Genomic DNA, 26,973 nt, shown 5'->3' on the forward strand with positions numbered 1-26,973 from the left:
AATGAGGGCTGCATTTGACATTAAGCTTATGCCGGAAAAGCCATTTTCCTTCATTGTGCATTTATTTGATCGGATATTGTTAGGCACAACTAATGATGAGAGGGAATATGGGAAACTGGTTCAAGCGCTGGACGAAGATATGGTGCTGGAAGGGCATTTTTTTGATGGGAAAAAGGAGTTATACGTTGCGCGGGAGGATGGGCAATTGGTAGCCTATGAGCCGATCATCGTTGGAGATGAAGAGAGCACTGTTATCCAGCGAAGCTACGAGTTGGAGCAGGCTCCCTACAATACGACTGGGTCGGGCAAAGCTAGATATACGAAATTGACTGTATGTGAACGAATCGCCTATGAGGATGATTTGGCTTATGTAGAGCTTACTATGCTGTACAGCTTGGAGAAAGGAGATGCGCAATGAGTGATCAATATGTTAAGCATTCAAGCCATAAACGCTCTAACCAGCACTCTTCTGGAAGGAAGCCGTGGAACAACCAAAAGAGTGGTCGGGGTCAGGGGAACGATTCAAAGTTGAAGGAGATTACGCTACCTTACGACTTTATCTCCTTACCCAGTACAGATGGTAAACCGGAATACTACTATCCATATCATCGTCGGGATGAAGCCAAAAAGCCACCCCGTCATGATATGCACGAAACCGGGCATCTATCCGGTTGCATCTCCTATCAGATCAAGCCGCGCTCGCCACTTGTTCTCGAATTGAGAGAAACATATAAAGATGGCGGGCCTACAGAATATTGGTTGAGCGGCAGCCAGATCCGAGGCAAGCTTCGCTCCAATGTTGAAGTATTGAGTGCCAGCTACCCAGAATTTGTGGATGACAGCGAAATGCTTTATCGGAAAATTAATAAGGGTGAGCGATACAAACAGAAGCTTGGGATCACAGATGATCAGGGGTTAGAGCAAGCGGTAAAGGCAGGATATTTGTATCGTGACAACACAGGCAGTTTCTATATCGTCCCTGCTGTGATGATTGGAGAGAAACATTTTGTGTCCATTCAGGAACTAGATATCATTAATATGAAGAATAATGTGCTGCCAGAAAAAAATAGATTGTTTAATTGGTCTGCTTTAATTGGGCGTGAGACTATGAAACAGGTTATGACTAAGCTTAGTAGCGAAATTAATAAATTGGATGATAATATTCGTGATTCAAGAAAGAGACTTAAAATTCGTTCAGATCATCCGATCTCCCTCGCTATTCAGGAAGTATTTACAAAGGATTTTGTTTTCACTAAAGTCGCACGTCGAATTAAATATGAGAAAGATGGCATCCAAAACTTAACATCTGAACTGCATTCTAAACTTAGTATTAAGCTTAAACAATACAATACAGAACAACAACTAGAGGAGTTATTTGCTCAGCTCACAAAAAGATGGGCGTTAAAAGCAGAAATGTATCAAATATATGAAGGGAAATCAGTCAAAAAAACAATCTCTCCCTACGATAAAAAGGTCAAGTATGCTCTTTCAGGAAAAAGTGTTACGCGTATTGATCATGCTTCATCTGACGTAGAAGGAGGCATGGACGGTATGCTTTTTAACTCTACGAATGCCGGGTCGAAGCGGGCACATTATCTTATAGGAAGAGAGCAGGAAGATGCGGTCAGACTTGATGTTTCAGATAGCGTGATCATTAGTTATACTAAGGCGTTTGAGAGACTGCGTCTGAAGTCGAATGAGCAAGATAAGGATAAGGAGCACTATAATTTATTTAAGGCAAAGAGAGACCAAAATACAGAGCCTCAAGTGGTGTTCTACCAGACAAGGTTAGAGAAGCGAGAAGATAATTCAACGGAAGTTTTAGTTGCTGTGGGCCGCACGCCGTACTTTAAAATTCCGTATGATCACCAGTTGAATAAGCTATTGGGCGACAAAGACGCAGAAGGTATTGACTATGCAAGTGCTCTGTTCGGATTTGTATCCATAGATAGCCGGAAAGATCATGATGAGGCATTGCAAGCTTACAAGTCACGTTTGCGCTTTAGCCCCGTCCGTGTAAGTGGAGAGATTCGTGGACAAGAAAAAAAGTTTTTGTTATCAACCCCACAAGCTTCTGCTGGAGCGATGTACTTGAAGCCCAACGGTAGAGGGATTCCTACTTATGAAGGGTCAGTTGAAACTAAGACCGGACAAGCAAATCGTAATGCACCAGATCCAAGTTTACGAGGGGTCAAATTTTATCACGTGTTACCCCAGACAATTCCAACGATACCTAAGGACATTGATGAATCGAGTAGTATGCTGAGTCAACGCCAAGTCTATGATCCATCACAAATATCATTTGATTTTGATGGGGAAATTCATTTCAAAAACTTAACCAAAGCTGAGCTAGGGCTGCTATTGCTTGCTATGGATATTAAACTCTTGCCCGACGTTACAACTTATAATAACGAAGGAAAACCATACTACGAGCTTATTGGTGGAGCGAAGGCCTATGGTTATGGCAAGGTACAGTTTGAATCGATTGTAGTTTTATTGGAACAGCAAGAAAGTAGTTTCGAGTCACTGGTGATTGAACCGTTCAAGGCAGCGGAAGTTGAGCCTGCTGCCTTTGTAAAGGCATATAGTGAATTGATGAAGAGTGATTCTATCTTGAAACGAGTTGATATCAAGAGGTATGTTCAAAGTAAATTGGAAAGAGAGTTTGAAGCTTCTGATAGAAACCATGTGAACTGGAGTAATATGAATGAAGTGAGAGCAAATTTAGGCGAGAAGCAAAGTGGAGGTGGATATCCGACTGATTGGGTTTTGAAGTCTACGGTAGAGTAGTTTTAATGGCCAAAGTATGAGGTGCGAAACTCAAGCTCACATGATTTTCCTGGGGGATTCGCACCTCAAAAATTGTCGAAAACACCAATTTTGATACCTTTTGGCAAAATAACGGTTGAGTTTATATGTTGTTGTGGGATATAGTGGAGCTAATATGTGGAAAAAGTATCGGAAATACGTATTAAGGTGTACTAAATATAAATTAATACGTCTTTTTTCGCTGTCGAACTCCGCATGGAGTGAGTGGATTGAAATCTATGCAACGCAAAAAGGCCCCGCCGATATTGGGTCGAACTCCGCATGGAGTGAGTGGATTGAAATATCAATTATGATCTGGAATATTTATTACTTTATATGTCGCACTCCGCATGGAGTGCGTGGATTGAAATTGGATGGGTACGATCTGTCGAAGCGACAGGTTAAGTCGCACTCCTCATGGAGTGCGTGGATTGAAATTTGCGAGTCATTGGCTGTATGGCCGACGGTACCCGGTCGCACTCCGCGTGGAGTGCGTGGATTGAAATCTGACCGCTCTCAGATCATCGTTCCAGTCGTTTGAGTCGCACTCCGCATGGAGTGTGTGGATTGAAATATTGATATGTCGGCCAAAGCGGCCAACGCCTATCTATCGCACTCCGTATGGAGTGCGTGGATTGAAATCTCTGGTTTGTCATAAAAATCAAAACCGTATATCAGTCGCACACCATATGTAGTGCCTCGGGTTAATTACAGATAGCTTGCCGTTAGTTTTGTAATCTTTGATCTACATCAGAATTGGAGTATCGTATGAATAGACAAGCACCTATTTTTTCGCTAGAATACCTCCCGTTACTTATTCGACTTAAATGTAAGGAAACGACACGTTTGCCCGCATTTCTCGGCTCTACGCTTCATGGTGTGACTGGTTGGGCGCTAACTCGGCATTCGGAATCCTATAGGTATATATTCGAGAATCGCCGATGGGGTGGGGCTGCACAGGATATCGTCAACCCTTATATCATTGAGCCACCCCGGCCAAAGGCATTCTATGATAAAGGTGATGCGTTATGCTTCAAGCTCATCTTGATCGGAGATGCGGTTCGTTACGCCAAGGATATCACGACGTCGTTGACCCAGGCACAGACATTTGGAATTGGAGCCGAACGTAAGGCATTCGAACTAACAGACATTTTTCATGCAGATCAGTACGGACCCATTTGGAAACAGGGACAATTCGAGATGAACGCAGCTATACCCGAAAATATTTCTGTCCATGCACTGCAAGAACATGCTTCATGGTGCTCTATAAATCTGTTGACCCCTGTTCGAATACGTCGAGGTGGGGCGCTGGTACAGACAATTGATTTTCCCACGATCATTCGGAGCATTACGAAAAGAATTCAGTTGTTGACGGAACGTTATGGAGGAAATATAAACACGGATGTAGCGATGAAGGTATGTGAATTGGCAAGCGAGATGAGCCTGACATCTTCCGGATTATATCTGAATGAGATGCATCGATACTCTAGTCGAAAGAAAGAATCGGTGGATTGGAGCGGCATGCTGGGTTCACTAACGTTTGAGGGGGAGCTGTCTCCATTTATCCCTTGGCTGAACGCTGCTCGTATTTTACATATCGGAAGAAACTCCACGTTTGGTTGTGGACAGATCGATGTAGTCTACAGATCGATGTAATGTGAAAAGTCTTGTCCAATTAAACAGGATTTTGATGTGAGTGAGTAATATGTGGGCTATGAATCTTGTAGGACGGAGTGTATCGTTCATCCTTAATCCAGTGGTAGTAATGAATTGCGAAATGCCATGAAGTCAGCTGAAGGAGGTGCGAACCCGAAGCTCACATGAATTCCCAGGGAGATTCGCACCTCGAAATTTGTTGAAATCTTCAGTTTTATGACCTTTTGGCAATAAGGATATTGAGTTTATATGCTGTTGTGGGATATAGTGGAGCTAATATGTGGAAAAAGTATCGGAAATACGTATTATGGGGTTCTAAACATAACTTGATACGTGTATTTCCACTGTCGCACTCCGTATGGAGTGCGTGGATTGAAATCCTATAGCTTTAAGTCCAATGAGGGATGCAACGACGTCGCACTCCGTATGGAGTGCGTGGATTGAAATGAAATTGCGGCGCCTCTTCGGCGCTCACCTCCCGGGTCGCACTCCGTATGGAGAGCGTGGATTTAAATTTTTGCCGCCTTCATACTTGTAACTTCGGTTTTGAGTCGCACTCTGTATGGAGTGCGTGGATTGAAATCAGCAAGTGTTGAAGGCTATCCAGCCCTCTGTATAGTCGCAATCCATACGGAGTGCGTGGATTAAAATCCGTATCTAGGAAAGTATCTTTAGTGAAATTTTGACGTCCTCCATATGTAGTGCTTCGGGTTAATTACAAACGGCTTGCCGTTAGTTTTGTAATCTTTGATCTACATCAGAATTGGAGCATCGTATGAATAGACAAGCACCTATTTTTTCGCTTGAATACCTCCCGTTACTTATTCGATTTGAAATGGAAACGTCACGTTTGCCCGCATTTCTCGGCTCTACGCTCCATGGTGTGACTGGTTGGGCGCTAACTCGCCATTCGGAATCTTATACGTATGTATTCGAGAATCGCCGATTGGATGGAGCTGCACAGGATATCGTCAACCCTTATATCATTGAGCTACCTCGGCCAGAGCCGGTTTATTATAAAGGTGATCCATTATGCTTTAAGCTCATCTTGATCGGAGATGCCGTTCGTTACGATAAGGATATCGTGACTTCCTTGACTCAGGCTCATTGTTTAGGAATTGGAACGGAGCGTAAGGCGTTCGAACAGACAGGCATTTTTCATGGAGATCAGAATGGATTGACTTGGAAACAAGGACAATTCGATATGAACGCAGCTGAACTTGAAAATATTTCTGTCCATGCGCTGCAAGAACATGCCTCATGGTGTTCTGTGCATCTGGTGACTCCTGTTCGTATTCGTCGAGGTGGGGCACTGGTAAAGTTTATTGATTTTCCAACTATCAATCGAATTATTACGAGAAGAATTCCGTTGTTGACCTAGCGTTATGGAGGTTAATGAACACGGATGTAGCGATGAAGGTATGTGAATTGGCAAGCGAGATGAGCCTGACGTCTTCCGGATTATATCTGAATGTGATGCATCGATACTCCAGTCGAAAAAAGAATCGGTGGATTGGAGCGGCATGCTGAGTTCACTAACGTTTAAGGGGGAACTGTCTCCCTTTATCCCTTGGCTTAACGCTGCCCGTATATTACATATCGGTAGGAACTCCACTTTTGGTTGTGGACAAATCGATGTGGTCTACAGATCCATGTAATGTGAAGGCGTTTTGTCCATGTAAACAGGATATTTTGATGGGAGTGATGAGGATATCGGCTATGAATCCTGTTGGATGGAGTGCATCGTTAATCCTTGATCCAGTGGTAGTAATGAATTGCGAAATGTCATGAAGTCATCTGAGCTTTCCACAAATTTCGAGGTGCGAATCTCCCAGGGAAATCATGTGAGCTTTGGGTTCGAACCTGTTTCAGTTTTATGACCTTTTGGCAACGAGGATATTGAGTTTATATGCTGTTGTGGGATATAGTGGAGCTAATATGTGGAAAAAGTATTGGAAGTACGTATTAAGGAATTCTAAACATAACTTGATACGTGTATTTCCGCTGTCGCACTCCGTATGTAGTGCGTGGATTGAAATCAGCAAGTGTTGAAGGCTATCCAGCCCTCTGTGTAGTCGCACTCCATACGGAGTGCGTGGATTGAAATACACATTTATTAGTGATTTTAGTTTTGTCAGCAAAGTCGCACTCGTATGGAGTGCGTGCGGTGATCTGGATGAATATCCTCCGTTTCTTATGATAAGGTTGATCTATTCATACTGCAGCAGGTGCGAATGCCAAGCTCACATGATTTTCCTGGGGGATTTGCACCTCAGAAGTTGTCGAATTGGCCCATTTTGTGACCTTTTGGCAATGATTTAGGGTTGGAAATTTGTGATAACCGTTTTAACTAAGTAGAAATATCGAAAATACGTTAATAGTTATTCTTGAAACATAGTTATTACGTCACTTTTTGCTGTCGCACTCCGTATGGAGAGCGTGGATTGAAATCATGGGTACTCGTTCGCATCGATGTACCCAGGGATGTCGCACTCCGTATGGAGAGCGTGGATTGAAATGGATAAATGCCTGCTGTCTGCTCTGGGATACGAGTCGCACTCCGTATGGAGAGCGTGGATTGAAATTGCCCTTTAATGTGAAATATTTAATTAATTGCGTGTCGCACTCCGTATGGAGAGCGTGGATTGAAATCAGTTAAAATTACGGTCCCTCTTGATGCGTTTGATGTCGCACTCCGTATGGAGAGCGTGGATTGAAATTTGTAGGTGACTTTAGCACCCAATGATTCAGGTACGTCGCACTTCGTATGGAGTGCGTGGATTGAAATGCATAGTTGGGGTTCGTAGCGTAACCAGCTTTTTGTCGCACTCTGTATGAGTGCGTGGATTGAAATTTGTACAACGGAATATCATCATGACGAATGATGGTGTCGTACTCTGTATGGAGTGCGTGGATTGAAATCAAGAATACGTCCGTGGATCTGGACAGCAGCACGTCGCACTCTGTATGGAGTGCGTGGATTGAAATTCGATGGCAAACTCACGGAACCATCCAGATGTAAGGTCGCACTCCGTATATGGATTGAAATGAATCATAGACCGCACAGCAAGCGAAGACCTTGGTTTGTCGTACTCCGTATGGGGTGCCTGGATTGAAATGTCCAAGTCAATGCCAACGCTTTGGTTTTCATTTGGTCGCACTCCGTATGGAGTGCGTGGATTGAAATTTCGAGGAAGTTCATAGAAACCACCGCGCTAGGAGGTCGCACTCCGTATGGAGTGCGTGGATTGAAATGTTACGTCCAGGGTCAGCCCGGAACCATCAGCGGTCGCACTCCGTATGGAGCGACAAGTCATCTTTTTATGGGGCTAAAAAGAAAAGCTACGAGATTTTTCTCAGACAAAGTATGTATATGGAAGTAACCCTTGGGCAGAAACATAAAACTGTATCACTCACCGTGAGAGGAACAAGTAATGGCTTAGAATGATTCCTGGAGAGCGTGGATTGAAAATGCTAAATTGTCATTGTGAAGTTTTGTTACAAAAGGCGAATCCTTTAAGAGGGCGTGCAGGTTATCATTAGAATAGAATTGTGAAGTACATAAATTAGAGGACACAAAAGAATATATGGTTTACTATCCTTTTAAGAAATCAAGGAGGAAAACATGTGATAAATGGATCTTATTTAGATGAGTCTGGAAATAATAGATTTGGAGTTATGCAACAACAGCCTGTAATTGTTATGGTGGGATTTTAGTTCGTTATACAGCTTGAACGGGATTTTGAAGCGCTGTCCTATTTAAAGTAGCTTTGCAATTCAAAGGTGAGATAAAAGGATCGACAATTAAACAGGTTAATACGTTACCGTTCTTTCAAAAGTATGAAGTTCACAGAGGTCTTTCTTTGATGGGGACGATCTGTATTCTAAAATTCCGATTATTGATCGGTTTAAGCTTGCTGAAGAAATGATAGAGCTTATTGATAAACATAGGGGTAAAGTGCTTGCATCTAATAATACATATAATCAAAATACAGTTGATACAGGCCATACTAACATGCACCAGCTTGGAATGAGTAATTTAATTCAATTAATAGAAAAAGAACTCATTCAAAGGAATGAAACAGGAATTGTTATTCTCAAAGGGCGCGACGAAGAGAGAGCTTTTATAGTTCAAGTTCTCCGACAGTAGACGACCAGTGATCGTATATATAATAGCTCTTTCCTTGAGAACTCACAACATTGCCAGTTAGTACAATTAGCTGACATGATTGTATTTTTTACAACTGTCTTTTTGCGATTCGAATACGGATATGCACATCGTAAAGCAAATAATAAAGAATTAATAGACCTATATAAAAAAAGATAGCTCCTTTGTCTCCAAAATTGTGGGAGTATAGGTGATTACAACTAAGGGAGCGTACCAATGTACGCTCCCTTAGAGTGGTCGAACCAATGTGCGGCCACATATATAATACACCTAATGTTGGATTTCATTATGTACAATACAAAAAGGGGGAACTCGTGTTATGTCGGACCAATGTGCGAGTCAATCAACATTATCTAATCAATATTATACTCTGTAACTGAATTTGAGTCTATGTTATAACAAATTTAACAAAGCTTAATCGGGATAGGAACTAAGGATTTTCCTTTGAAAATAAAAAGGAGTTTGTCGTCTGAAGTCGAAATGTTAATATAAGTATTTTTCCTAATTATTGAGTGCAGGAACAGGTTTGGGATCTCTTTTCTGAAAGGAAGAAGTGAACTTGTATGACCTATATTGCCCATATCCGTCAGAAAGATGGAGAAATTCAGACCGTTCAAGATCATTTGGTTGAAGTGCAACAAGGAGCCGAGCAGGCTGGAGAGAAAATAGGTGTCAGATATTTGGCTGGGATTGCCGGCCTTTTACATGATATGGGGAAAAATACAGATGCTTTTCGAAATTACATTCAGGAAGCAGTAGCTCATCCTGATGCCCCTCCCCGTAAAGGTTCTGTAGATCACTCCACTGCCGGTGGCAAGCTGCTGCATCATCGTTACCATGTCAGTGGTGCAACTGCTCAGGACAAGTATACCGCAGAGTGGATTGCCAACTGTATTATCTCACATCATCAGGGTCTAAGAGACTACATCTCGCCTGATAAAACTTCACCATACCTGGAGCGTGTTGTTTCCAAGGAATTAGAACACTATGAGCAAGCCAAAGAAGAGTTTTTCAAGCTGAATCCTCCTGAACGTTTGGATAAGTTATTCGAATTAGCCACCTCAGAGCTTCAACAATACATACAAATTATCAATAAGCATAAACTTCCACGCATTGCGGGTTCACTGCTCATTAAATATATCTTTAGTTGCCTGATCGATGCAGATCGAACCAATACAAGACAGTTTGAAGAAAATGAATCATCCTCAGATAAAGTAGATTATAAGTCGTTTTTTCAAACAAGCCATGAGTTGTTATCTCAACATTTAACCGGCCTTGAGCAAGGAAGTAAAGCAAACACACCCATTAATCGATTACGGCGGGAAATGTCCAGCCAATGCGAAGAATTCGCACTTCGTCCTTCCGGCGTATACACCCTTTCTATACCAACGGGAGGGGGGAAAACACTTGCGAGTATGCGTTACGCCCTAAAACATGCCATTGAACATGACAAGCAACGGATTATATATATCGTTCCGTATACGACCATTATTGAACAGAACGCGGCAGAGATTCGCAGCATTTTGCAGAACGATGACATGATTTTGGAGCATCACTCTAACGTTGTAGATGACATGGATGATGAACGCAAAGAGGGCGACGAAGGGGAAACCTATGATGCGCGCAAACAGAGTCTTAAGCTTGCCCGTGATCACTGGGATCGGCCTATTATTTTTACGACGATGGTCCAGTTCCTGAATACTTTCTATGCGAAAGGAACCCGAAACGTACGAAGATTACATCAGCTTTCCAATGCAGTCATCGTATTTGATGAAGTGCAATCCGTTCCTGTTCGATGCATCTCACTCTTCAACGCTGCACTGAATTTCCTGCATGTGATTGGACGCTCCAGTTTGTTGCTCTGTACAGCTACTCAACCCGCGCTTGATTTCGTGAAGCACAAACTTCATTTCTCAGAACATCCTGAAATTATTCAGAATTTAGGGGACGTTGGACGCAGTTTTAAACGAGTCGAATTACATGATCTTACACAAGATACAGCCTCAGGCTGGGACGCAGAAGAATTATCTTCTTTTGTACAGGAACAAATGAGAGAAGTAAACAGCGTACTGGTTATTTTAAACACAAAAACGGCAGTTCGTAAACTGTTTGAACACTTGAATGAAGAGGAATGGCTACAAGACAGCGGGGTTCAAATTGTTCATCTAAGTACTAATATGTGTGCTGCACATCGTAAAGAAGTCCTATCTGGAGAGGATGGCGTAATCCAACGACTGGCCAAGGGAGAACGAATCATCTGTGTGAGCACACAGCTTATTGAGGCAGGGGTGAACATCAGCTTCGAATGTGTGGTTCGATCTTTGGCTGGTTTGGATTCCATAGCACAAGCAGCTGGTCGATGTAACAGGCACGGCAAAGATGAAATTCGCAACGTTTATATTATCCGATCGTCGGATGAAGTATTGACCCACCTACCTGAGATTAAAATTGGTGCTGAGAAGACAGAGCGAGTGCTTCAGGATTTCAAGGATGACCCGGCGACGCTGGGGAATGATTTATTATCATCTGAAGCAATCGCGCGTTATTTTAAATATTACTTTCATGATATTCAAGATACAATGCATTACCCTATTCCTAAACTCGAACAGAACTTGTTTGATCTGATGGACCGGAACCGTTATTACGTGGATGCATATCAAAAGAAACATGCAACAAAACCTGAAGTTGTTAATCATTATGCTATCGCTACAGCAGAGAAATATTTTGAAGCAATATCGACGAATGCCACTGCTGTCCTTGTTCCTTACGGAGAAGAAGGCAGGGAACTGATTATTGACCTGAATGGTAAGATGGAGCCGGGTGAATTGGGGGATCTGTTACGGAAAGCTCAGCAGTATACGGTGAACATCTATGATCACGAGCTCAGGACATTAGAAAAAAGTGGGGATCTATATCCATTGTTACATGGTCACGTCCTTGCTCTGCGGGAAACAGCGTACTCTGAAGACTTTGGTGTGGAATCCAAAGGTGAGGGCACTTGGGAAACAATGATGATATGAAACGGTCAGGCTAACGTAAAGTGGGGAGCTTCATGACACATGTTTCTCCCTCCTATATCCAATAGAAAGGAGCCGAACCATTGAGAAACCAAATCGAGTTTGAGGTGTCGGGAAACTATGCGTTATTTACCGATCCACTCACGAAACTTGGAGGAGAAAAATTCTCTTATCAGATTCCTACATATCAAGCCCTTAAAGGGATTGTGGAATCCATTTACTGGAAGCCGACGCTGATCTGGATTATAGACGAAGTCCGTATTATGAATCCGATTCAAACGGAATCGAAAGGCATGCGTCCGATTGAATATAGTGGTGGCAACACATTAGCCTATTACACCTATTTAAGAGATGTTCGATATCAGGTGAAGGCTCATTTTGAATTTAATTCTCATCGTGAAGATCTGGTACATGACCAAAACGAACACAAACACCACAATATCGCTAAACGAGCTGTTCAGGTCGGAGGACGAAGAGATATTTTCCTGGGAACTCGTGAATGTCAGGGATACGTCGAACCTTGCCAGTTCGGTGAAGGCGAGAGCTTCTATGATCGTATAGGTGAGCTTGATTTTGGCACGATGCTACATGGAATCAGTTACCCGGATGAAACAGGAAGCAATGAGCGAGAGGTTCGTCTGTGGAAAGCGAAAATGCAGCATGGAGTGATTCGTTTTATCCGTCCGGATGAATGCACATTGATACGTAAAGCGGGAGAAGGTACAGCTAAAATATTTGACTCAGAGAATATGCAGTCTGTTGATGATTTACACTCGGAGTGGTTCGATAATGAGGTGAGTAAATGAGCTGGCTTGCTAATTTAAGCAAAACGTATGATGATCACGCTAAGGTTGTCGGTCAATTTGAAATGAAGAAAAACGGCAAGGAATACGCCTTGATTCCAATCTCGCACACAACCCAAACTGCGCACATTGAAGTGCATCTGAATGAAAAAGGAAATATCGTAAATGCCAAAGTGGTAGAAAAGAATGATGGCAGCACGATTATTCCCTGCACCGAAGCTTCCGCAAGTCGAACGAGTGCGCCTGTACCGTATCCGCTTTTTGACAAGTTAGCCTATGTTGCAGGAGATTACACTCAGTTCTGCGGAGAAGCCAAAGGAACACCGTATCAAGATTATTTGATCCAACTGAAGGCTTGGTGCGAATCTCCCTTTAGTCACCCTAGAGTACAGAGTGTGCTTCACTATGTCAGCAAAGGCACACTCATCGCTGATTTAGTAAGCAGAGGCATACTTCATGTGGATAGCCAAGGTAAGCTGCTGGAGAAGTGGATCGCAGGGCCTGGCGACCAGGAAGGGAAAAAGCCTGACATCTTCAATGTCATTGCTTCGGATCAGAGTGGTGCATTTGTCCGATTTGCTGTAAATATTCCAGGAGAGCCCGAATCCAGACTATGGCGGGATGCTTCGGTACAACAATCATTTATCCAGTTCTACGAGATGAGTTTGCAGGACAAGGATATCTGTTTCGTGACAGGTGATTACCTACCAGTTGCTGATAAACATGCTTCTCGCATACGTCACTCAGGGGACAAGTCCAAGTTGATCTCCGCCAACGACTCCAGTGGATTTACGTATCGGGGACGTTTCCGTACCAGTCGTGACGCAGCAGTAGTCAGCTACGAAGCTTCACAGAAAGGCCATAACGCGCTGAAGTGGCTTATTGATCGACAAGGAACCACTATAGACGGCAAAGTTTTTCTGGTGTGGGGTAGTACAAGTCTGGATATGCCAGAACCTCAAGAAGATTCTTTTAGTTTATGGGAAGATGAAGATGATCAGGAAGCTCTTGCTGGTGGAGATACAACACATAAGGATTTTGCCTTGCAAATCAGGAAGGCGATTGGTGGCTTTCGATACGATGGGGAGTATAACTCCAAGCATGAAGTGACTTTGATGACACTGGATGCGGCCACACCAGGACGAATGTCGATTATGTTTTATCGGAGTTTAGATCAGAACGAGTATCTGGACCGGATAACAGCTTGGCATGAGAGTTGTTACTGGATACATCGCTATCGTAAAAATAAAAACGACAAACCCGTCTCGTTTATTGGAGCGCCCGCGACGAAAGACATTGCTTTTGCAGCCTATGGCCCACGAGCCAGTGACAAGGTAGTTAAAGGACTCATGGAGCGGATGCTTCCATGTATCATTGATCAACGTCCCATACCGCTGGATATTGTTCGCAGTTCTATCCAACGTGCATCCAACCCGGTAGGCATGGAAAATTGGGAATGGGAGAAAACGCTGAGTATTACTTGCGCACTTGTTAATAAGAAGGAGGGGTACGGGGTGAGTCTGAATACCGAAACAACGGATCGTAGCTACTTATTTGGCAGAATGCTTGCCATTGCAGATGTATTAGAGAGAAGTGCTCTGGGAAAAGAGGAAAAACGAGCAACAAATGCCATTCGATATATGAACGCCTTTGCGCAACGGCCAGGCAGAACTTGGAGCATTATTCAATCTAATCTCCAACCTTACCAAGCGCGAATGGGGACGGGTGCCAGATATTATAATTCGTTGCTAGATGAAGTTGGAGCCAAACTTCAATTAGAAGATTTTACAGACAAGCCACTCACGGGATTATACTTATTAGGATTTTATAGTCAGCGTAACGATTTATATACAAGTAGGAAAGATAAAGAAGCCGCAGCTGCACTTGATAAAGACGATGAAAACCAATTGAACGAACAAGGGGATAACTAAATGAGTACACTTGATCACAAAATCGATTTTGCTGTTGTACTGTCTGTTCGTAATGCCAACCCGAATGGTGATCCATTGAATGGAAACCGCCCTCGTCAGAACTATGATGGTTTAGGGGAAATCTCGGATGTATGTATCAAACGTAAAATTCGTAACCGTCTGCAGGATATGGGAGAGTCCATTCTCGTACAATCCGATGAAAAACGTAATGATAGTCACCGTTCTATTAAAGATCGTGTTGATGCCAATGAGAATGTGCAAGAACATGCCAAAGGCAAGAAGGCAAACAAAGATCTGTATGCGGAGGCTGCTTGTCAATCCTGGATAGACGTACGTAGCTTTGGACAAGTATTTGCTTTTAGCGGTACCGATGTCTCTGTGGGTATTCGGGGTCCAGTATCCATCCATACTGCGGTAAGCTTGGATCGGATTGATATTTCCAGCATGCAGATTACGAAGAGTGTAAACTCAGTCACAACGGCTAAAGATCCGGACAAAAAAGGATCGGATACGATGGGCATGAAGCATCGCGTAGATTTTGGAGTTTATGTATTCTATGGCAGTATCAACACGCAACTGGCTGAGAAGACCGGCTTTACATATGAAGACGCAGAGAAAATTCGTGAATCACTGAGAACTTTATTTGAAAATGATACGTCTTCTGCCCGTCCTGACGGTAGTATGGAGGTGCACCAACTGTATTGGTGGGAGCATAGTTCCAAGATGGGGCAATATTCATCTGCGAAAGTACATCGTTCTCTGCAAATTGAATTGAAGCCAGACGTAGCAGAAGCAAAGTCCTACGATGATTATATCTATACGGTGGTACCACTTGAAGGCTTGGCAGTCCAAGAATATGAAGGACTATAATGAAGAGGATTACCTGCTGCTTTCGGGTATTCAGCATTTTAACTTTTGCAGAAGGCAGTGGGCATTAATTCATATCGAACAGCAGTGGGAAGACAATGTGCGTACCATAGAGGGAGATCATTTGCATCGAAAGGCAGATCAGCCAGCGCTTCGTGAAAAACGAGGAGATAAGCTAGTGGTTCGTGCACTTCCGGTACAATCGAGAGAACTTGGCATCACAGGTATCTGTGACGTAGTTGAATTCATTCGTGATCCGGCTGGAGTTTCGCTTGCAGGGGAGGAAGGGTTATACCTTCCTTTTCCTGTTGAATATAAACGCGGCAAGCCCAAAAGAAATGATTCCGATCACTCCCAATTGGTAGCACAAGTCATGTGTCTTGAAGAAATGCTCGTATGTGATATTCACAAGGCTTATTTTTATTATGACGAGATTAAGCATCGGGTAGAAGTCATAATTACTGCGGCAGATCGGGAACGTGTGAGGGCGAGTATCGAAGAGATGAGATCTTACTTTGAACGGAAACACACCCCCAAAGCCAAAGCCGGGCCACACTGCCTGAGTTGTTCTTTGAACAATATTTGTGTACCTGATATCTTAAACAAACGCTCTGTTTCAAGTTACATCGAAAGCAGGTTGAATGAATGAAAAAACTGCTGAACACCTTATTTGTGACATTATCCGATACATACCTTGCACTAGATGGCGAAAATATTGTGGTGAAGCAGGAGGAAGAAATTCTTGCTCGCTATCCGCTGCATAATTTGGAGGCTGTATGCACCTTTGGCTATGCTGGAGTAAGTCCAGCATTGATGGGGGCTTGTGCGTCACGAAATGTTAGTTTAACGTTTATGACACGAACGGGGCGATTCCTCGCACGTGTCATTGGTGAAGATCGAGGAAATGTGGTCCTTCGTAAAGAACAGTACTGCATATCTGACAATGAGGAGCGCAGTGCGCGGGTTGCTCGTAATATGATTACAGGAAAGTTGTATAACAACAAGTGGATTTTGGAACGAGCCACACGGGATTATGCACTACGTATCGATACGGAACGAATAAAGAAGGTCACGGAGTCGCTAGGCGAAACGATGAAGCTGTTGCGCGAGGTGGAGCAATTGGATATATTGCGCGGATTGGAAGGATCCGCTGCCGTGCAATATAACTCTGTGTTCGATGATCTGATTCTACAGCAAAAAGAATCGTTTTATTTTTATGGACGTAGCCGACGTCCTCCGTTGGATAAAGTGAATGCACTATTATCCTTTGCTTATACCTTGCTTGCTAATGATATGAAGTCTGCGCTTGAATCTGTCGGACTTGATGCATACGTTGGTTTTTTGCACAGGGATCGTCCTGGTAGAGCTTCTCTTGCACTGGATATGATGGAGGAACTTCGGGGAGTGTACGCAGACCGATTTGTACTTTCTCTTATTAACAAAAAAGTGATTAACGATAAGGGGTTTTATGTAAAAGAAAATCTCGCAGTCATTATGGATGATGAAACACGAAAGAAAGTGCTAACAGCGTGGCAAGATCGTAAACAGGAAAAGATTATGCATCCGTATTTGAATGAAAAAATACCTTGGGGGCTTGTACCATACACTCAAGCGTTACTACTGGCAAGATATATACGTGGGGATCTGGATGAGTATCCCCCGTTTCTGTGGAAGTAGGTGTGATGATTGCTTATTTTGATTACGTATGATGTGAGCACGATAGATAGTGAAGGCCGAAGAAGACTATCTAAAGTGGCGAAAAAGTGTGTGGATCACGGTCAGCGAGTGCAGAACTCGGTGTTTGAATGTATACTGGATGCTGCCCAATTTAGACGATTAAGATTCGAACTAGAAGAATTGATTGATAAGGATACAGATAGTCTTCGATTTTATAACTTAGGTGATAATTACAAAAGTAAAGTTCAACATGTAGGTGCCAAAGATTCCTATGATATGGGCGATCCGTTAATACTCTAGCAGGTGCGAATGCCAAGCTCACATGATTTCCCTGGGGTATTCGCACCTCGAAATTTGTCGAAAAGGTCTTTATTGTGACCTTTTGGCAATGATTTATGGTCGAAAGTTTGTGATAACCGGTTTAAAGTAGTGGAAATATCGGAAATACGTTAATAGTTATTCTTCAAGCATAGTTATTACGTCACTTTTCGCTGTCGCACTCTGTATGGAGTGCGTGGATTGAAATCACAGCTACGTTAAAACTCGTCTATACAAGCCCTAGTCGCACTCTGTATGGAGTGCGTGGATTGAAATAGTGTTCAAAATGGTGCTGACGCATTACTTAATGTGTCGCACTCTGTATGGAGTGCGTGGATTGAAATACCATTACCCAGTGGGTGATATTATGAATCCAGAACGTCGCACTCCGTATGAGTGCTTGGATTGAAATCTCGATATACCCAACCGATGAACCAGTTGGTCGCACTTTGCATAAGTGCGTAGATTGAAATCATACAACTAAAAAAACACCCCGAAGGGTGTCCGTGTCTCACTCTGCATGGAGTGAGTGGATTGAAATTTTCTATATCGATGTCATTCTTATTTATTGGAACCCTCTTAACACGTTATAAAAAAATAGACCAATAAATAATAGAGATTTTCAGAAGAAAATATTTGAGAGCATATGGACCTTTAGGCAATATGAATTAGAGCAATTGAATAAGGCTTGTAAGTATAGAAGAAAGAACCTCGTTAGGCATGTTATATCCCTAGTGAGGTTCAGATAAGTGAAAGTTATTGAGGGTGACTGATCTCCGTCAACTATTCATTAATCTTATTATTTCTCCTTTGATCAAATTGTTTTAAGGTAGTTTCTCTTTTTGCACGGTTATCTTTAAAAATTTGCTCTTGATCTTTATGGACCACTTTTTGAGGTTTTTTCAAAAAGGGTAAGATTTTATTCGTTTTCATTATGTACTATCCTCCACATATGAGATTCTAGTAACATCATTTCTTTTCTATGCTACTTTTAAACCTTTAAAATTGAAATTAAGCGCCTTCGAGATCATATAACACGAGGCGCAGGTTGAGATGTTTACTTCTCAATTAGCAACAATGAGTCAAGTGGCGGCAGGGTTAACCGAAGAAAAACTAATCGTATTCAACACTCAACTTGACAGGAATAAAGTACTTTGATAACATTTTTTTGCAAGAAATATTGTCTATATTCCCCGCCAACGGTGTTGGTTGTGGCGATTATATGATGTTTATACGAAACCACCGTTACCTTTATGGTAATTGTGCTTGAAGGGCCTCCTTTTAGGAGGCCCTTATTCTATTTATTATAGAAATTATATAATGTAAACTAAAGAAAGAAATTAGCCGATATAACATCGTTATAGTAAAAAGCTTATAAATACCATTATACACTTAAAGATAACATGAAGGATAAACTTAAAGGTCTATTTATCGGCATGGTGGTCACTGGCGAACGGCGTTTCTTTGATGGATATTTCATTTGAACTGGAAGAATTAATTGACAAGGATACTGATAGTCTTCGATTCTATAATTTTGGCGATAAATACAAAAGTAAAGTCCAACATGTGGGTGCTAAAGATCCTATGATATTGGCGAGCCGTTAATACTTTAGCAGGTGCGAATGCCAAGCTCACATGATTTCCCTGGGGGATTCGCACCTCGAAACTTGTCGAAAAGGTCTTTATTGTGACCTTTTGGCAATGATTTAGGGTTGGAAATTTATGATAACCGTTTTAAAGAAGTAGAAATATCGAAAATACGTTAATAGTTATTCTTGAAACGCGGTTATTACGTCACTTTTCGCTGTCGCACTCTGTACGAGTGCGTGGATTGAAATAACTCATACGCTTGGTAATTTTTCTGGAACTCAGTCGCACTCTGTACGAGTGCGTGGATTGAAATACTGGGAAAGCCGCCAACCCTTTACGGATTCGCGGGTCGCACTCTGTACGAGTGCGTGGATTGAAATACTCTTCCCATGTGATCACCCCAGGCGTTTGCCGTCGCACTCTGTACGAGTGCGTGGATTGAAATTGTGCAATCTGTAGCTTCATAGCCTGGTCGCCTGGTCGCACTCTGTACGAGTGCGTGGATTGAAATACACCATCACCCTGTCCTGGCGGCATACGATCCTCGTCGCACTCTGTACGAGTGCGTGGATTGAAATTATGATGAGCGCAGATGAAGTTGAACTCTTATGTAGTCGCACTCTGTACGGAGTGCGTGGATTGAAATTTTTGCTAGTTGTTGAATTGCGTACATGTTTGTTGGTCGCACTCTGTATGGAGTGCGTGGATTGAAATGGAAATGCATTAATAACTTCTTGTCTTGTCAAAGTCGTCATACTCTGTATCTATTGTGTGGCTTGAAATTAAGTCCAGTATAGCCAATAGAGCTGCCTTACAACGTTACAGTCTGCAAGGAGCGTGGATTGAAATTCTTTAAACTTGGCGTACCTAGTCTAGGTGTATAATCGCACTCCGTATGGAGTGCATTGATTGAAATATAGGCGGTACAGATGCTGAAGGAACGATATACGGTCGCACTTTGTATGGGTTCGAGGATTTTTTAACGTTTTCTTTCTCATTACTTCGAGTTGTCCTAATGAGAGAGTACACAAATTTCCTTATTTAGTCTTTTTTTCTGCACATTGATTCCCAATATATCACTTACGTAATCTTTAATAATGTGCTGAATGCTTCTACTAACATTTGTGCGTTGCTAGGAGATTTAAGCGAACAACTTCTTGATTTACTAAATTTGTTGCTCACTGACCACGAAACCTACTAAACTGCTCATTGGGAGTTTGGTTGGTTGAACAAGAGGCATGATACGAGAAGTTAATTACTTGGTTTGTGCTCAAAACCTGCAAAGAGTAATCCTTTGAACACTAGGGATATTCATTTAACCGGACAAACTTATGATCAATTCATGCAGTTAAATTATTGGCTTAATTAGTAACTCATTTATGAAATTATTGATGTACTTCAATTCTGATAAGTGTCCTAACCTCTTGCCGCTTGATTAAAAAGACGAAAATTACTTTCGATGACACACATTTCTATTCTTGAAAAGAATCTCAATACAACGTTGGTAATCAGATCATGTTCCTACACATACTTCATTTAAATTTCTAGTCTAGTAAATATGTAAGATGGAAAGGGTTCCGAATGGCAGAAAGAAGGGCCATTTGGAACCCTTATTGAGGGGGGATTTGTAATTCTAGTTATTGCTAATGGTGTATGACAATGCAGAGGGAGAGCAATTGTTTTAAAACACAGATCTAACTTTTTATTTCCAGCAAGTGTCTCAAATATTTGAGTGTACTTATATGAGTTTTATTTAGTGGAATAATCTATCATTATATTAGATGATCTTAAGTCATTTAGAATCTTATTCAAAGCATTTTTTTCTTTATTTACTAGTAAATCTATAGAAGTCACCAGATTAGACAATAAATTGGTGTCACCAGAAAACATATACTTCAGTATAATATTTCGTTGTACTTGTGCCAGTTCTTCTATTTCTTTATATTCTGAATAAATGTCAAGATCCTTTAAATAGTTATTTTCTTTCAGATACATTAGTCTCTCGAGCATACATGACTTGTGTTCTAATAGAATGTGGAAGGGTCTTATATCAGCTCGTAGACAATCTAATTTAACCATTTCAATATATCTTTTGAGATAATCATATGTTTCAATACCAAATACAGGGTTGTTTGGAATGTAACCATTTCCATTAAAAGTATTTATTGATAGTGAATAATCATTTATGGAGCGAATTACACTATGGATATTAAATTGTGGCGTAACGTAATTATTATAGTTATATAGAATAGTAAGTTTGTAATCAGCATGACTATACGCTTTTCTAAAGTCATCAAAGGTAACCTGAGTGCTAGTGAAAGTATGACTCTCATCAAATCCTAAAACGTTTAATTTTCCATCTTCGTACCCGTAAATAAAAATATTATGGGTAAAGTGATTATGTACATTTCTGTCGGGAATATAGAATTCATCAACATGAGTATAAACATAGCAATCCTTATCAATACTATTGATAACGTAATCAACAATATCAATCTCACTAGTTGAAAATTCAGGTTTTGAGGCATAGGTTTCTAAACATGGATAACTAAACAATCGATCGTTTGGAAAGAAAAAATCAACTAGATGGTCATTCTTGTTCTCAAAATATTCAGTGTTACATATTACTTGAATAAAGTTATTATGAAACCAAGGAATGTAGTCATTGTGATTTCCAATAATTGATAACGGATAAGCGTGATGTAAGAAACCAAGAACCTTTGGTTTGGAGATAGGAAGTACTTTAGTATGCATTGTTCAAAATCTCCTATGAAAGTAATGTTGTATAATTATAATATAAAAAATATTTGAATATAATTCCTTAGAAAGAAATAATACTCTATAATTCAAATCAAAGCAATCAGTAAACAACCAGATTAGCACTTAACCATAGAGGATTGATGGAGCGGTCTTTTTAATAAGCCAGTTCATGTAACGATTAACTATGCTGATTTCGTCAACACTACATCTGAGTTGGGGTATTCTATTTGATATTATTAGATACATGAATTGCTTGATTTTATTGCGTTTTCATACATATTTTGAAATAAAGGTTGACTAGATACTTCAATCCCAATATTATTAAAATTGTTTTTACATAAATTTATTTATTTTTCGAAACGATTCGAATTATGTTCCGAAAGCAAATTCAAATTTCAAGATACACTTTAGTTATAAATAAAAAAGATCTTTTGCAAAGAGAAATTTAAATATTTGCGAAACTAGTTCTGAGTTATAGATAGTATTATTGTGAATAATTAATATTATAGGAGGCACATTATGGATTCTATAAAAGAAAAGTTGATTAACATTGCGAGAAATTTGGATTCCTCAAGAATGGACAATTCAGATTCGGATATATGGAAAACGAGTCTGCTTGATTTGGGTATTAATTCCATAGAGTATGTGCACTTTATAGTTGAAATTGAACAAAAACTTGGTATGGAATTACCCGATCAACTACTGAATTTCAATGAATTCAATACACTCGAAAAAATAGGGGGATTTATTTCAGAGTTGAGCAGAGATTAAACGTCTCAAGAACGTGACTTATTCATAGTATATCTAAGTATGTACTATCGATATGAAATTCTTTTTCTACTTCAAATTACAACAAACTTTATCGTTTAATCGATGTTTCGGCACGTTAAATGATTCGTTTGGTCCAAACTTACCTCCTCGGTAGTGCAATTATAAGTTGCATGAATGGGCGAAGCTATATTCTGATGAAGATTAATTGTGTCAATTTGATTTTTAAAAGCCATTTTTTAATTATTATTCTATTCTTAATAGACTAATAATTGAGGAATGGTTTTTATTTACTAAAGCACTTCATTAAACATGCTTGAATAACTATTGAAGACAAAGCAATATTCAACGGGTATTGACACATAATAATTGATAAACATTCTATCGGGGCTTTATCTCCCATTTAAAACAAAAACATAATGGGTGGGGATTAATATGAAATGGTATGCTTTATTTGTGAGAAATGGTGAGGAAGATTATGTGAAGCAACAAATTCAATTTCACTTAGGAGAATTAGAATGTAATTGTTTCATCCCAAAAAGAATGGTACCTGAAAGGAAAAATGGTGTTGTTAATCATGTTGTGAAGATAATGTTTCCTGGCTATGTTTTTTTACAGACGAAGATGGATTTTTCAAAATATAATAAAATACAAAAGATTCCTAACATAATATCATTGCTCAACTATTGTAATAAGAAGGACATTAAATTCGATGTAGGTGTTGAAAAGGAAGAAGCATTCTTCAAGTTCATCCCTGATGATGAAATGAAAGTACTCTTAGAGTTAACCAATCCTGAAAATGATACTATGGAATATTCGGAATTTTGGTTGAATCAAGGGAAATTGACTATTTTGTCTGGCCCATTAAAAGGCATGGAAGGCCGTATTAAGAAAATCGATAAACGAAAGCAGCGAGCGAAACTTGCAATTAATATTATGGGTCAAGAGAATTTGGTTGATATTGGATTTGAAGCTGTTGATCCCATATGTATTGATTTGCTAAATCAGGGGCAATATCTTTGGAGATGGATAAGACAAAAAGTTGAGCATATCATTAGAGAATTGATTCAAGCCCCAAAAGACGCATTCATTAACAATGTATTTAAATTCAATGGAATAAACTCAATTGTATTTATACGTCTTATTTACAATCTAGAGACCGAATTTGGGATTAAGGTTTCAGAGAATGAATTTTCTTTAGATAAGCTAAAGACTATTGATGATGTCGTATTCTATATACAGAACAGAATTAATGTAATATAACATTTGCATATAAGAATAGCCGTGGGAACTTTAAGATGGATAATTAAGAATATTGAAATCGTTATCATACATTAAACGACCTATGTTTAATCCTATTAAATCTCATTGTTGGAAAAATTAAATTTAAAACATAGTTAGAAATATTAGAGGTACAGAAGGCGTTCTCTTATGGTGTTGTTTCTATTCCATATGTAAAGACGGGTCTCAAAGACTCCTAATGTGTCCAGTCTCAATGGTTATTATGGTTCAACCGTGTCAGTTTATTTCGGAGATGATACGGGTCTCGGACAAAAAGATGTATTAATGAGAGTAGAAGGAGAGAAAAGTGTTGAGAAAAAAGACGACGATGTATCCTTTAACTCATCCCCAAAAAAGAATATGGTATATCGATAAGATTTATCCACAGAGTCCTCTCCATAATATAGGTGGGGTAATTTGGATACACGGTGAAGTGGATTTAGAATTGCTAGAGAAAGCAATTCTACATTTTATTCAAAAGCACGAGGGTATACGAATGGAAATTCTAGAAGTGGGCGAGGGCGCATGCCAATATATTAAAGATGATGCTGTGGATACGTTGAAATTTCATGACTTTTCTAAATACAGTGATGCAAAAAAAGTCGTGTCCGATTGGGCTGAAAAAGAGCTCGCTAAGCCGTTTAATTTGCTTGAACAACCATTATATGAATTTATGCTTATTAAAGCCTCAGAACAGTTGAATGGATATTTTATCAAACTCCACCACATAATTTCTGACGGATGGAGCATACAAATATTGACTCGGGAAGTCAATGAAATTTATATCAAGTTGCGTAAAGGAGATCCAGTTGAACTAGATCCAAAGAATAGATATTCGAATTATGTTGTTAAAGAGCAAGAATATCTTTCCTCAGCACGATTTGAAAAGAATAAACGCTTTTGGTTAGAAAAATTTCAAGATTTTCCTGAGAATTTCTTACAAAAAACCTCGAATGAATTAGTTGGTAAACGAAAAACGTTCTGGGTGAAAGAATCGCTTACCCAATCAATTAAAAGTTACATTCAACAAAAAAAGGTGTCTACAAATACTTTTTTTCTTTCGTTAGTTCTGCTTTATCAGTACAAAATGTCCCAACAGAACGAGCTTATAATTGGAACTCCGGTTTTAAATCGTTCTGGTGTGAAAGAGAAGCAGACCTTTGGTATGTTTACGAGTGTTCTTCCTTTTCGAATAAACGTGGAGGGAGAAGGATTAGCTGCAGATTTTATTAGTCGTGTGAATAAAGATTTGAAAGAGTGTTATTTTCATCAGAGATATCCGTATGATTTGCTCGTTAAAGAGTTGAAACTTCGCCAAAACGGGTATGAACAACTGTTCCAGATCTGTGTGAACTATTATAATACAAAACTTGATGGTGAATGTGATGGAAATATAGTTGAAAATGAAGAACTTTACTGTGGAGAGCAACTTTACTTGTTACAATTAATTATTAAGGAATGGGATGAGACAGGAAAACTAGAGATAAAAATTGACTACCAATTAGGCGACTACACAGATGAAAATATAGAGAAGATGTTTGAACGATTAATGTTTTTATCTGAACAGATTGTTGGCTTCGAAGAAAGGTCAGTCAATGAACTTCGTATAACAACCGAATATGAGGATATAAAGTATTTGAAAGAGTGGAATGACACTGAGGAAAGTTATCCCAAAGAGATGTGCGTCCATCAATTGATTGCTATACAGGCATTAAAAACACCGCAAAATACTGCTGCAATTTTAGGGAATCAATCGCTAACTTACAGAGAATTGAATGATTATGCTGACAGATTAGCGCAATACTTAGTCAGTGAAGGAACGGGGAAAAGCGATATTGTCGCGTTATTATTTACTCATTCATTTGAGACCCTGATTTCACTTTTAGCTGTACTAAAAGTGGGTGCAGCATACTTACCTATTGATACAAGTTATCCTGATCAACGTATACATTATATTTTGGAAGATAGTCGCGCTGCTATTCTTCTTTGCAATATCAACCTACCGGAAGAAACTAAGTACCGTGGAAAGGTACAAAGAGTTGACCGACTGATGCTCGATCATCTTCCAGTGAATGAAATGCTTCCTGTTCATGTGTTGCCAGAGGATTTGGCCTACATAATCTACACCTCAGGATCTACGGGTAATCCTAAAGGTGTTCTGGTTAAACATCAGGGATTGATGAACTACGCATGGTGGGCACGTCAAGCATATTACTCGGACGAAAAGGATATCGCTGCCTTATACTCTTCTTTAGCATTCGATCTGACTATAACTTCTATATTTCCGCCATTAATAGCTGGAAATGCTATAGCGATCTATCCAGATACTGAAAAGGATTTTATCTTAGAACGTATTCTAGATGATAACATTGCAACGGTTCTTAAATTAACACCTACACACCTATCTCTCATTAGGGATCGTGATAATGGAAATTCAGCTGTACGAATTTTAGTGGTTGGAGGAGAAAATCTGACTTCAGCCGTCGCAGCCGACATTCATACGAGTTTTAACGGGCAAGTCATTTTGATTAACGAATATGGCCCTACTGAGACCGTAGTTGGATGCATTACACATCGCTTCGATTCGAGTGTAAATCTTGAAGGTTCCGTACCGATCGGCCGTCCAATATCAAATACTAAGATATATATACTCGATGATCAGATGCAGCCAGTACCTGAAGGCATGATTGGTGAAATTTATATATCTGGTGACGGAGTAGCGGCTGGTTATCTAAGACGTCCTGAACTGACAAATCAACATTTTTTGAGGAATAAGTTCATTGGTCAAGGGACTATGTACAAAACTGATGATTTGGCAATTCGATTGTCAGATGGGAGCATTCAATATTTAGGTAGAAAAGATTCACAGATAAAGTTAAACGGTTATCGGATCGAACTTGGAGAGATAGAAAATAACCTAACACAGGTGGGGGGGATTCGTGATGCAGTCGTTACCACGTACCTTGATAATCATGGAAAGACAGCATTAACAGCATATTTAGTGGCAAACAGTAAAGATATGGACACCTTGACTGTACGACAAGCCTTGTTGAAAAAAGTACCCTCTTATATGGTGCCCCAGTACTTAATGTTTCTCGATGAACTTCCGATAACAGCCAACGGGAAGATAGACAAAGATTCTCTTCCAGGGCCAGAAAATGTGCCATTATCTTTTACAACTGATGAACTTAGTGAAGAAGAACTTGGGATTACATTTGATTTATTGAAGAGTATATTGCAAACGGACCACATATCTTTACATGATAATTTCTTTCAACTTGGTGGAGACTCCATTAAAGCAATACAATTAATGTCAAGATTAAATGATG

18 protein-coding genes, 1 pseudogene and 2 CRISPR repeat arrays are annotated in these 26,973 nt (G+C 40.2%); of the genes and pseudogenes, 17 read left to right on the top strand and 2 right to left on the bottom strand.

Annotated features, from left to right (window positions below):
• Position 1: 1 nt before the first annotated feature.
• The 14 genes from BLS69_RS23270 to cas2 all read left to right on the top strand — a co-directional run bounded on the left by BLS69_RS23270 (position 2) and on the right by cas2 (position 17,227).
• Positions 2-418 carry a hypothetical protein gene (locus BLS69_RS23270; protein WP_091036914.1) on the top strand — a complete coding sequence of 139 codons (417 nt, stop codon included), beginning with the start codon at positions 2-4 and terminating at the stop codon, positions 416-418.
• Positions 415-2,790, top strand: a complete 2,376-nt coding sequence (locus BLS69_RS23275) for a hypothetical protein (RefSeq protein ID WP_091036916.1) — start codon at positions 415-417, stop codon at positions 2,788-2,790. The genes BLS69_RS23270 and BLS69_RS23275 overlap by 4 nt, the downstream gene beginning before the upstream one ends.
• Positions 2,791-3,172: 382 nt before the next feature.
• The gene (locus BLS69_RS32260) at positions 3,173-3,349 is read left to right on the top strand and encodes a hypothetical protein (protein ID WP_176872965.1); all 177 of its coding nucleotides are present in this window, start codon (positions 3,173-3,175) and stop codon (positions 3,347-3,349) included.
• Positions 3,350-3,576: 227 nt separating this feature from the next.
• Positions 3,577-4,464 carry a CRISPR system precrRNA processing endoribonuclease RAMP protein Cas6 gene (gene cas6 / locus BLS69_RS23280; protein ID WP_091036918.1) on the top strand — a complete coding sequence of 296 codons (888 nt, stop codon included), beginning with the start codon at positions 3,577-3,579 and terminating at the stop codon, positions 4,462-4,464.
• A 775-nt stretch (positions 4,465-5,239) separates the two neighbouring features.
• Positions 5,240-5,845, top strand: coding sequence for a hypothetical protein (locus BLS69_RS23285; protein WP_091036920.1), 606 nt, complete (start codon positions 5,240-5,242; stop codon positions 5,843-5,845).
• Positions 5,846-5,859: 14 nt separating this feature from the next.
• Positions 5,860-5,994 carry a hypothetical protein gene (locus BLS69_RS32720; protein ID WP_256332397.1) on the top strand — a complete coding sequence of 45 codons (135 nt, stop codon included), beginning with the start codon at positions 5,860-5,862 and terminating at the stop codon, positions 5,992-5,994.
• Positions 5,988-6,122, top strand: a complete 135-nt coding sequence (gene cas6, locus BLS69_RS32990; protein WP_143023617.1) for a CRISPR system precrRNA processing endoribonuclease RAMP protein Cas6 — start codon at positions 5,988-5,990, stop codon at positions 6,120-6,122. The genes BLS69_RS32720 and cas6 (BLS69_RS32990) overlap by 7 nt, the downstream gene beginning before the upstream one ends.
• Positions 6,123-6,882: 760 nt before the next feature.
• Positions 6,883-7,452: direct repeats of the CRISPR family, unit length 33 nt; unit sequence GTCGCACTCCGTATGGAGAGCGTGGATTGAAAT.
• Between the two features lie 1,743 nt (positions 7,453-9,195).
• Positions 9,196-11,652, top strand: a complete 2,457-nt coding sequence (locus BLS69_RS23295; protein WP_091036925.1) for a CRISPR-associated helicase/endonuclease Cas3 — start codon at positions 9,196-9,198, stop codon at positions 11,650-11,652.
• An 80-nt stretch (positions 11,653-11,732) separates the two neighbouring features.
• Positions 11,733-12,455 (top strand): type I-C CRISPR-associated protein Cas5c, encoded by a 723-nt coding sequence (cas5c, locus tag BLS69_RS23300; RefSeq protein WP_091036928.1) that lies wholly within the window; start codon positions 11,733-11,735, stop codon positions 12,453-12,455.
• Entirely contained in the window at positions 12,452-14,383 is a 1,932-nt protein-coding gene (gene cas8c / locus BLS69_RS23305; RefSeq protein WP_091036931.1) for a type I-C CRISPR-associated protein Cas8c/Csd1, read from the top strand. Before cas5c ends, cas8c begins: the two co-directional genes overlap by 4 nt.
• Entirely contained in the window at positions 14,384-15,253 is an 870-nt protein-coding gene (gene cas7c, locus BLS69_RS23310; protein WP_091036934.1) for a type I-C CRISPR-associated protein Cas7/Csd2, read from the top strand.
• Entirely contained in the window at positions 15,240-15,899 is a 660-nt protein-coding gene (gene cas4 / locus BLS69_RS23315; RefSeq protein WP_091036936.1) for a CRISPR-associated protein Cas4, read from the top strand. Before cas7c ends, cas4 begins: the two co-directional genes overlap by 14 nt.
• A complete protein-coding gene (gene cas1c / locus BLS69_RS23320; RefSeq protein ID WP_091036939.1) occupies positions 15,896-16,927 on the top strand; it encodes a type I-C CRISPR-associated endonuclease Cas1c in 1,032 nt (343 codons plus the stop codon). The genes cas4 and cas1c overlap by 4 nt, the downstream gene beginning before the upstream one ends.
• Positions 16,928-16,936: 9 nt before the next feature.
• Positions 16,937-17,227, top strand: a complete 291-nt coding sequence (gene cas2, locus BLS69_RS23325) for a CRISPR-associated endonuclease Cas2 (RefSeq protein ID WP_026081267.1) — start codon at positions 16,937-16,939, stop codon at positions 17,225-17,227.
• A gap of 801 nt (positions 17,228-18,028) precedes the next feature.
• Here the strand turns inward: cas2 and BLS69_RS32265 are convergent.
• Positions 18,029-18,178: a hypothetical protein gene (locus BLS69_RS32265; RefSeq protein WP_176872967.1), complete on the bottom strand. Its 150-nt coding sequence runs from the start codon at positions 18,176-18,178 to the stop codon at positions 18,029-18,031.
• Between the two features lie 873 nt (positions 18,179-19,051).
• Positions 19,052-19,616: direct repeats of the CRISPR family, unit length 32 nt; unit sequence GTCGCACTCTGTACGAGTGCGTGGATTGAAAT.
• 968 nt (positions 19,617-20,584) lie between these two features.
• Positions 20,585-21,589, bottom strand: a complete 1,005-nt coding sequence (locus tag BLS69_RS23330) for a hypothetical protein (RefSeq protein WP_091036941.1) — start codon at positions 21,587-21,589, stop codon at positions 20,585-20,587.
• A 525-nt stretch (positions 21,590-22,114) separates the two neighbouring features.
• On the opposite strand from BLS69_RS23330, the gene BLS69_RS23335 reads away from it, so the two are divergent.
• The 3 genes and pseudogenes from BLS69_RS23335 to BLS69_RS23345 all read left to right on the top strand — a co-directional run.
• Positions 22,115-22,366, top strand: coding sequence for an acyl carrier protein (locus BLS69_RS23335; protein ID WP_091036944.1), 252 nt, complete (start codon positions 22,115-22,117; stop codon positions 22,364-22,366).
• A gap of 432 nt (positions 22,367-22,798) precedes the next feature.
• Positions 22,799-23,626, top strand: a complete 828-nt coding sequence (loaP, locus tag BLS69_RS23340) for an antiterminator LoaP (RefSeq protein WP_091036946.1) — start codon at positions 22,799-22,801, stop codon at positions 23,624-23,626.
• 346 nt (positions 23,627-23,972) lie between these two features.
• A pseudogene (locus BLS69_RS23345) lies at positions 23,973-26,969 on the top strand (amino acid adenylation domain-containing protein); the annotation flags it as partial.
• Between the last annotated feature and the right edge of the window lie 4 nt (positions 26,970-26,973).

The sequence above is a fragment of the Paenibacillus sp. CF095 genome, from assembly GCF_900101225.1.
GTDB lineage: Bacteria > Bacillota > Bacilli > Paenibacillales > Paenibacillaceae > Paenibacillus.

Excerpts from the sequence above, each read along its gene's own strand:
- BLS69_RS23270 (WP_091036914.1), top strand. The coding sequence starts at position 2 with ATGAGGGCTGCATTTGACATTAAGCTTATGCCGGAAAAGCCATTTTCC.
- BLS69_RS23275 (WP_091036916.1), top strand. The coding sequence starts at position 415 with ATGAGTGATCAATATGTTAAGCATTCAAGCCATAAACGCTCTAACCAG.
- cas6 (WP_091036918.1), top strand. The coding sequence starts at position 3,577 with ATGAATAGACAAGCACCTATTTTTTCGCTAGAATACCTCCCGTTACTT.
- BLS69_RS23285 (WP_091036920.1), top strand. The coding sequence starts at position 5,240 with ATGAATAGACAAGCACCTATTTTTTCGCTTGAATACCTCCCGTTACTT.
- BLS69_RS32720 (WP_256332397.1), top strand. The coding sequence starts at position 5,860 with ATGAACACGGATGTAGCGATGAAGGTATGTGAATTGGCAAGCGAGATG.
- cas6 (WP_143023617.1), top strand. The coding sequence starts at position 5,988 with ATGCTGAGTTCACTAACGTTTAAGGGGGAACTGTCTCCCTTTATCCCT.
- BLS69_RS23295 (WP_091036925.1), top strand. The coding sequence starts at position 9,196 with ATGACCTATATTGCCCATATCCGTCAGAAAGATGGAGAAATTCAGACC.
- cas8c (WP_091036931.1), top strand. The coding sequence starts at position 12,452 with ATGAGCTGGCTTGCTAATTTAAGCAAAACGTATGATGATCACGCTAAG.
- cas7c (WP_091036934.1), top strand. The coding sequence starts at position 14,384 with ATGAGTACACTTGATCACAAAATCGATTTTGCTGTTGTACTGTCTGTT.
- cas4 (WP_091036936.1), top strand. The coding sequence starts at position 15,240 with ATGAAGGACTATAATGAAGAGGATTACCTGCTGCTTTCGGGTATTCAG.
- cas1c (WP_091036939.1), top strand. The coding sequence starts at position 15,896 with ATGAAAAAACTGCTGAACACCTTATTTGTGACATTATCCGATACATAC.
- BLS69_RS32265 (WP_176872967.1), bottom strand. The coding sequence starts at position 18,178 with ATGAAAACGAATAAAATCTTACCCTTTTTGAAAAAACCTCAAAAAGTG.
- BLS69_RS23330 (WP_091036941.1), bottom strand. The coding sequence starts at position 21,589 with ATGCATACTAAAGTACTTCCTATCTCCAAACCAAAGGTTCTTGGTTTC.
- BLS69_RS23335 (WP_091036944.1), top strand. The coding sequence starts at position 22,115 with ATGGATTCTATAAAAGAAAAGTTGATTAACATTGCGAGAAATTTGGAT.
- loaP (WP_091036946.1), top strand. The coding sequence starts at position 22,799 with ATGAAATGGTATGCTTTATTTGTGAGAAATGGTGAGGAAGATTATGTG.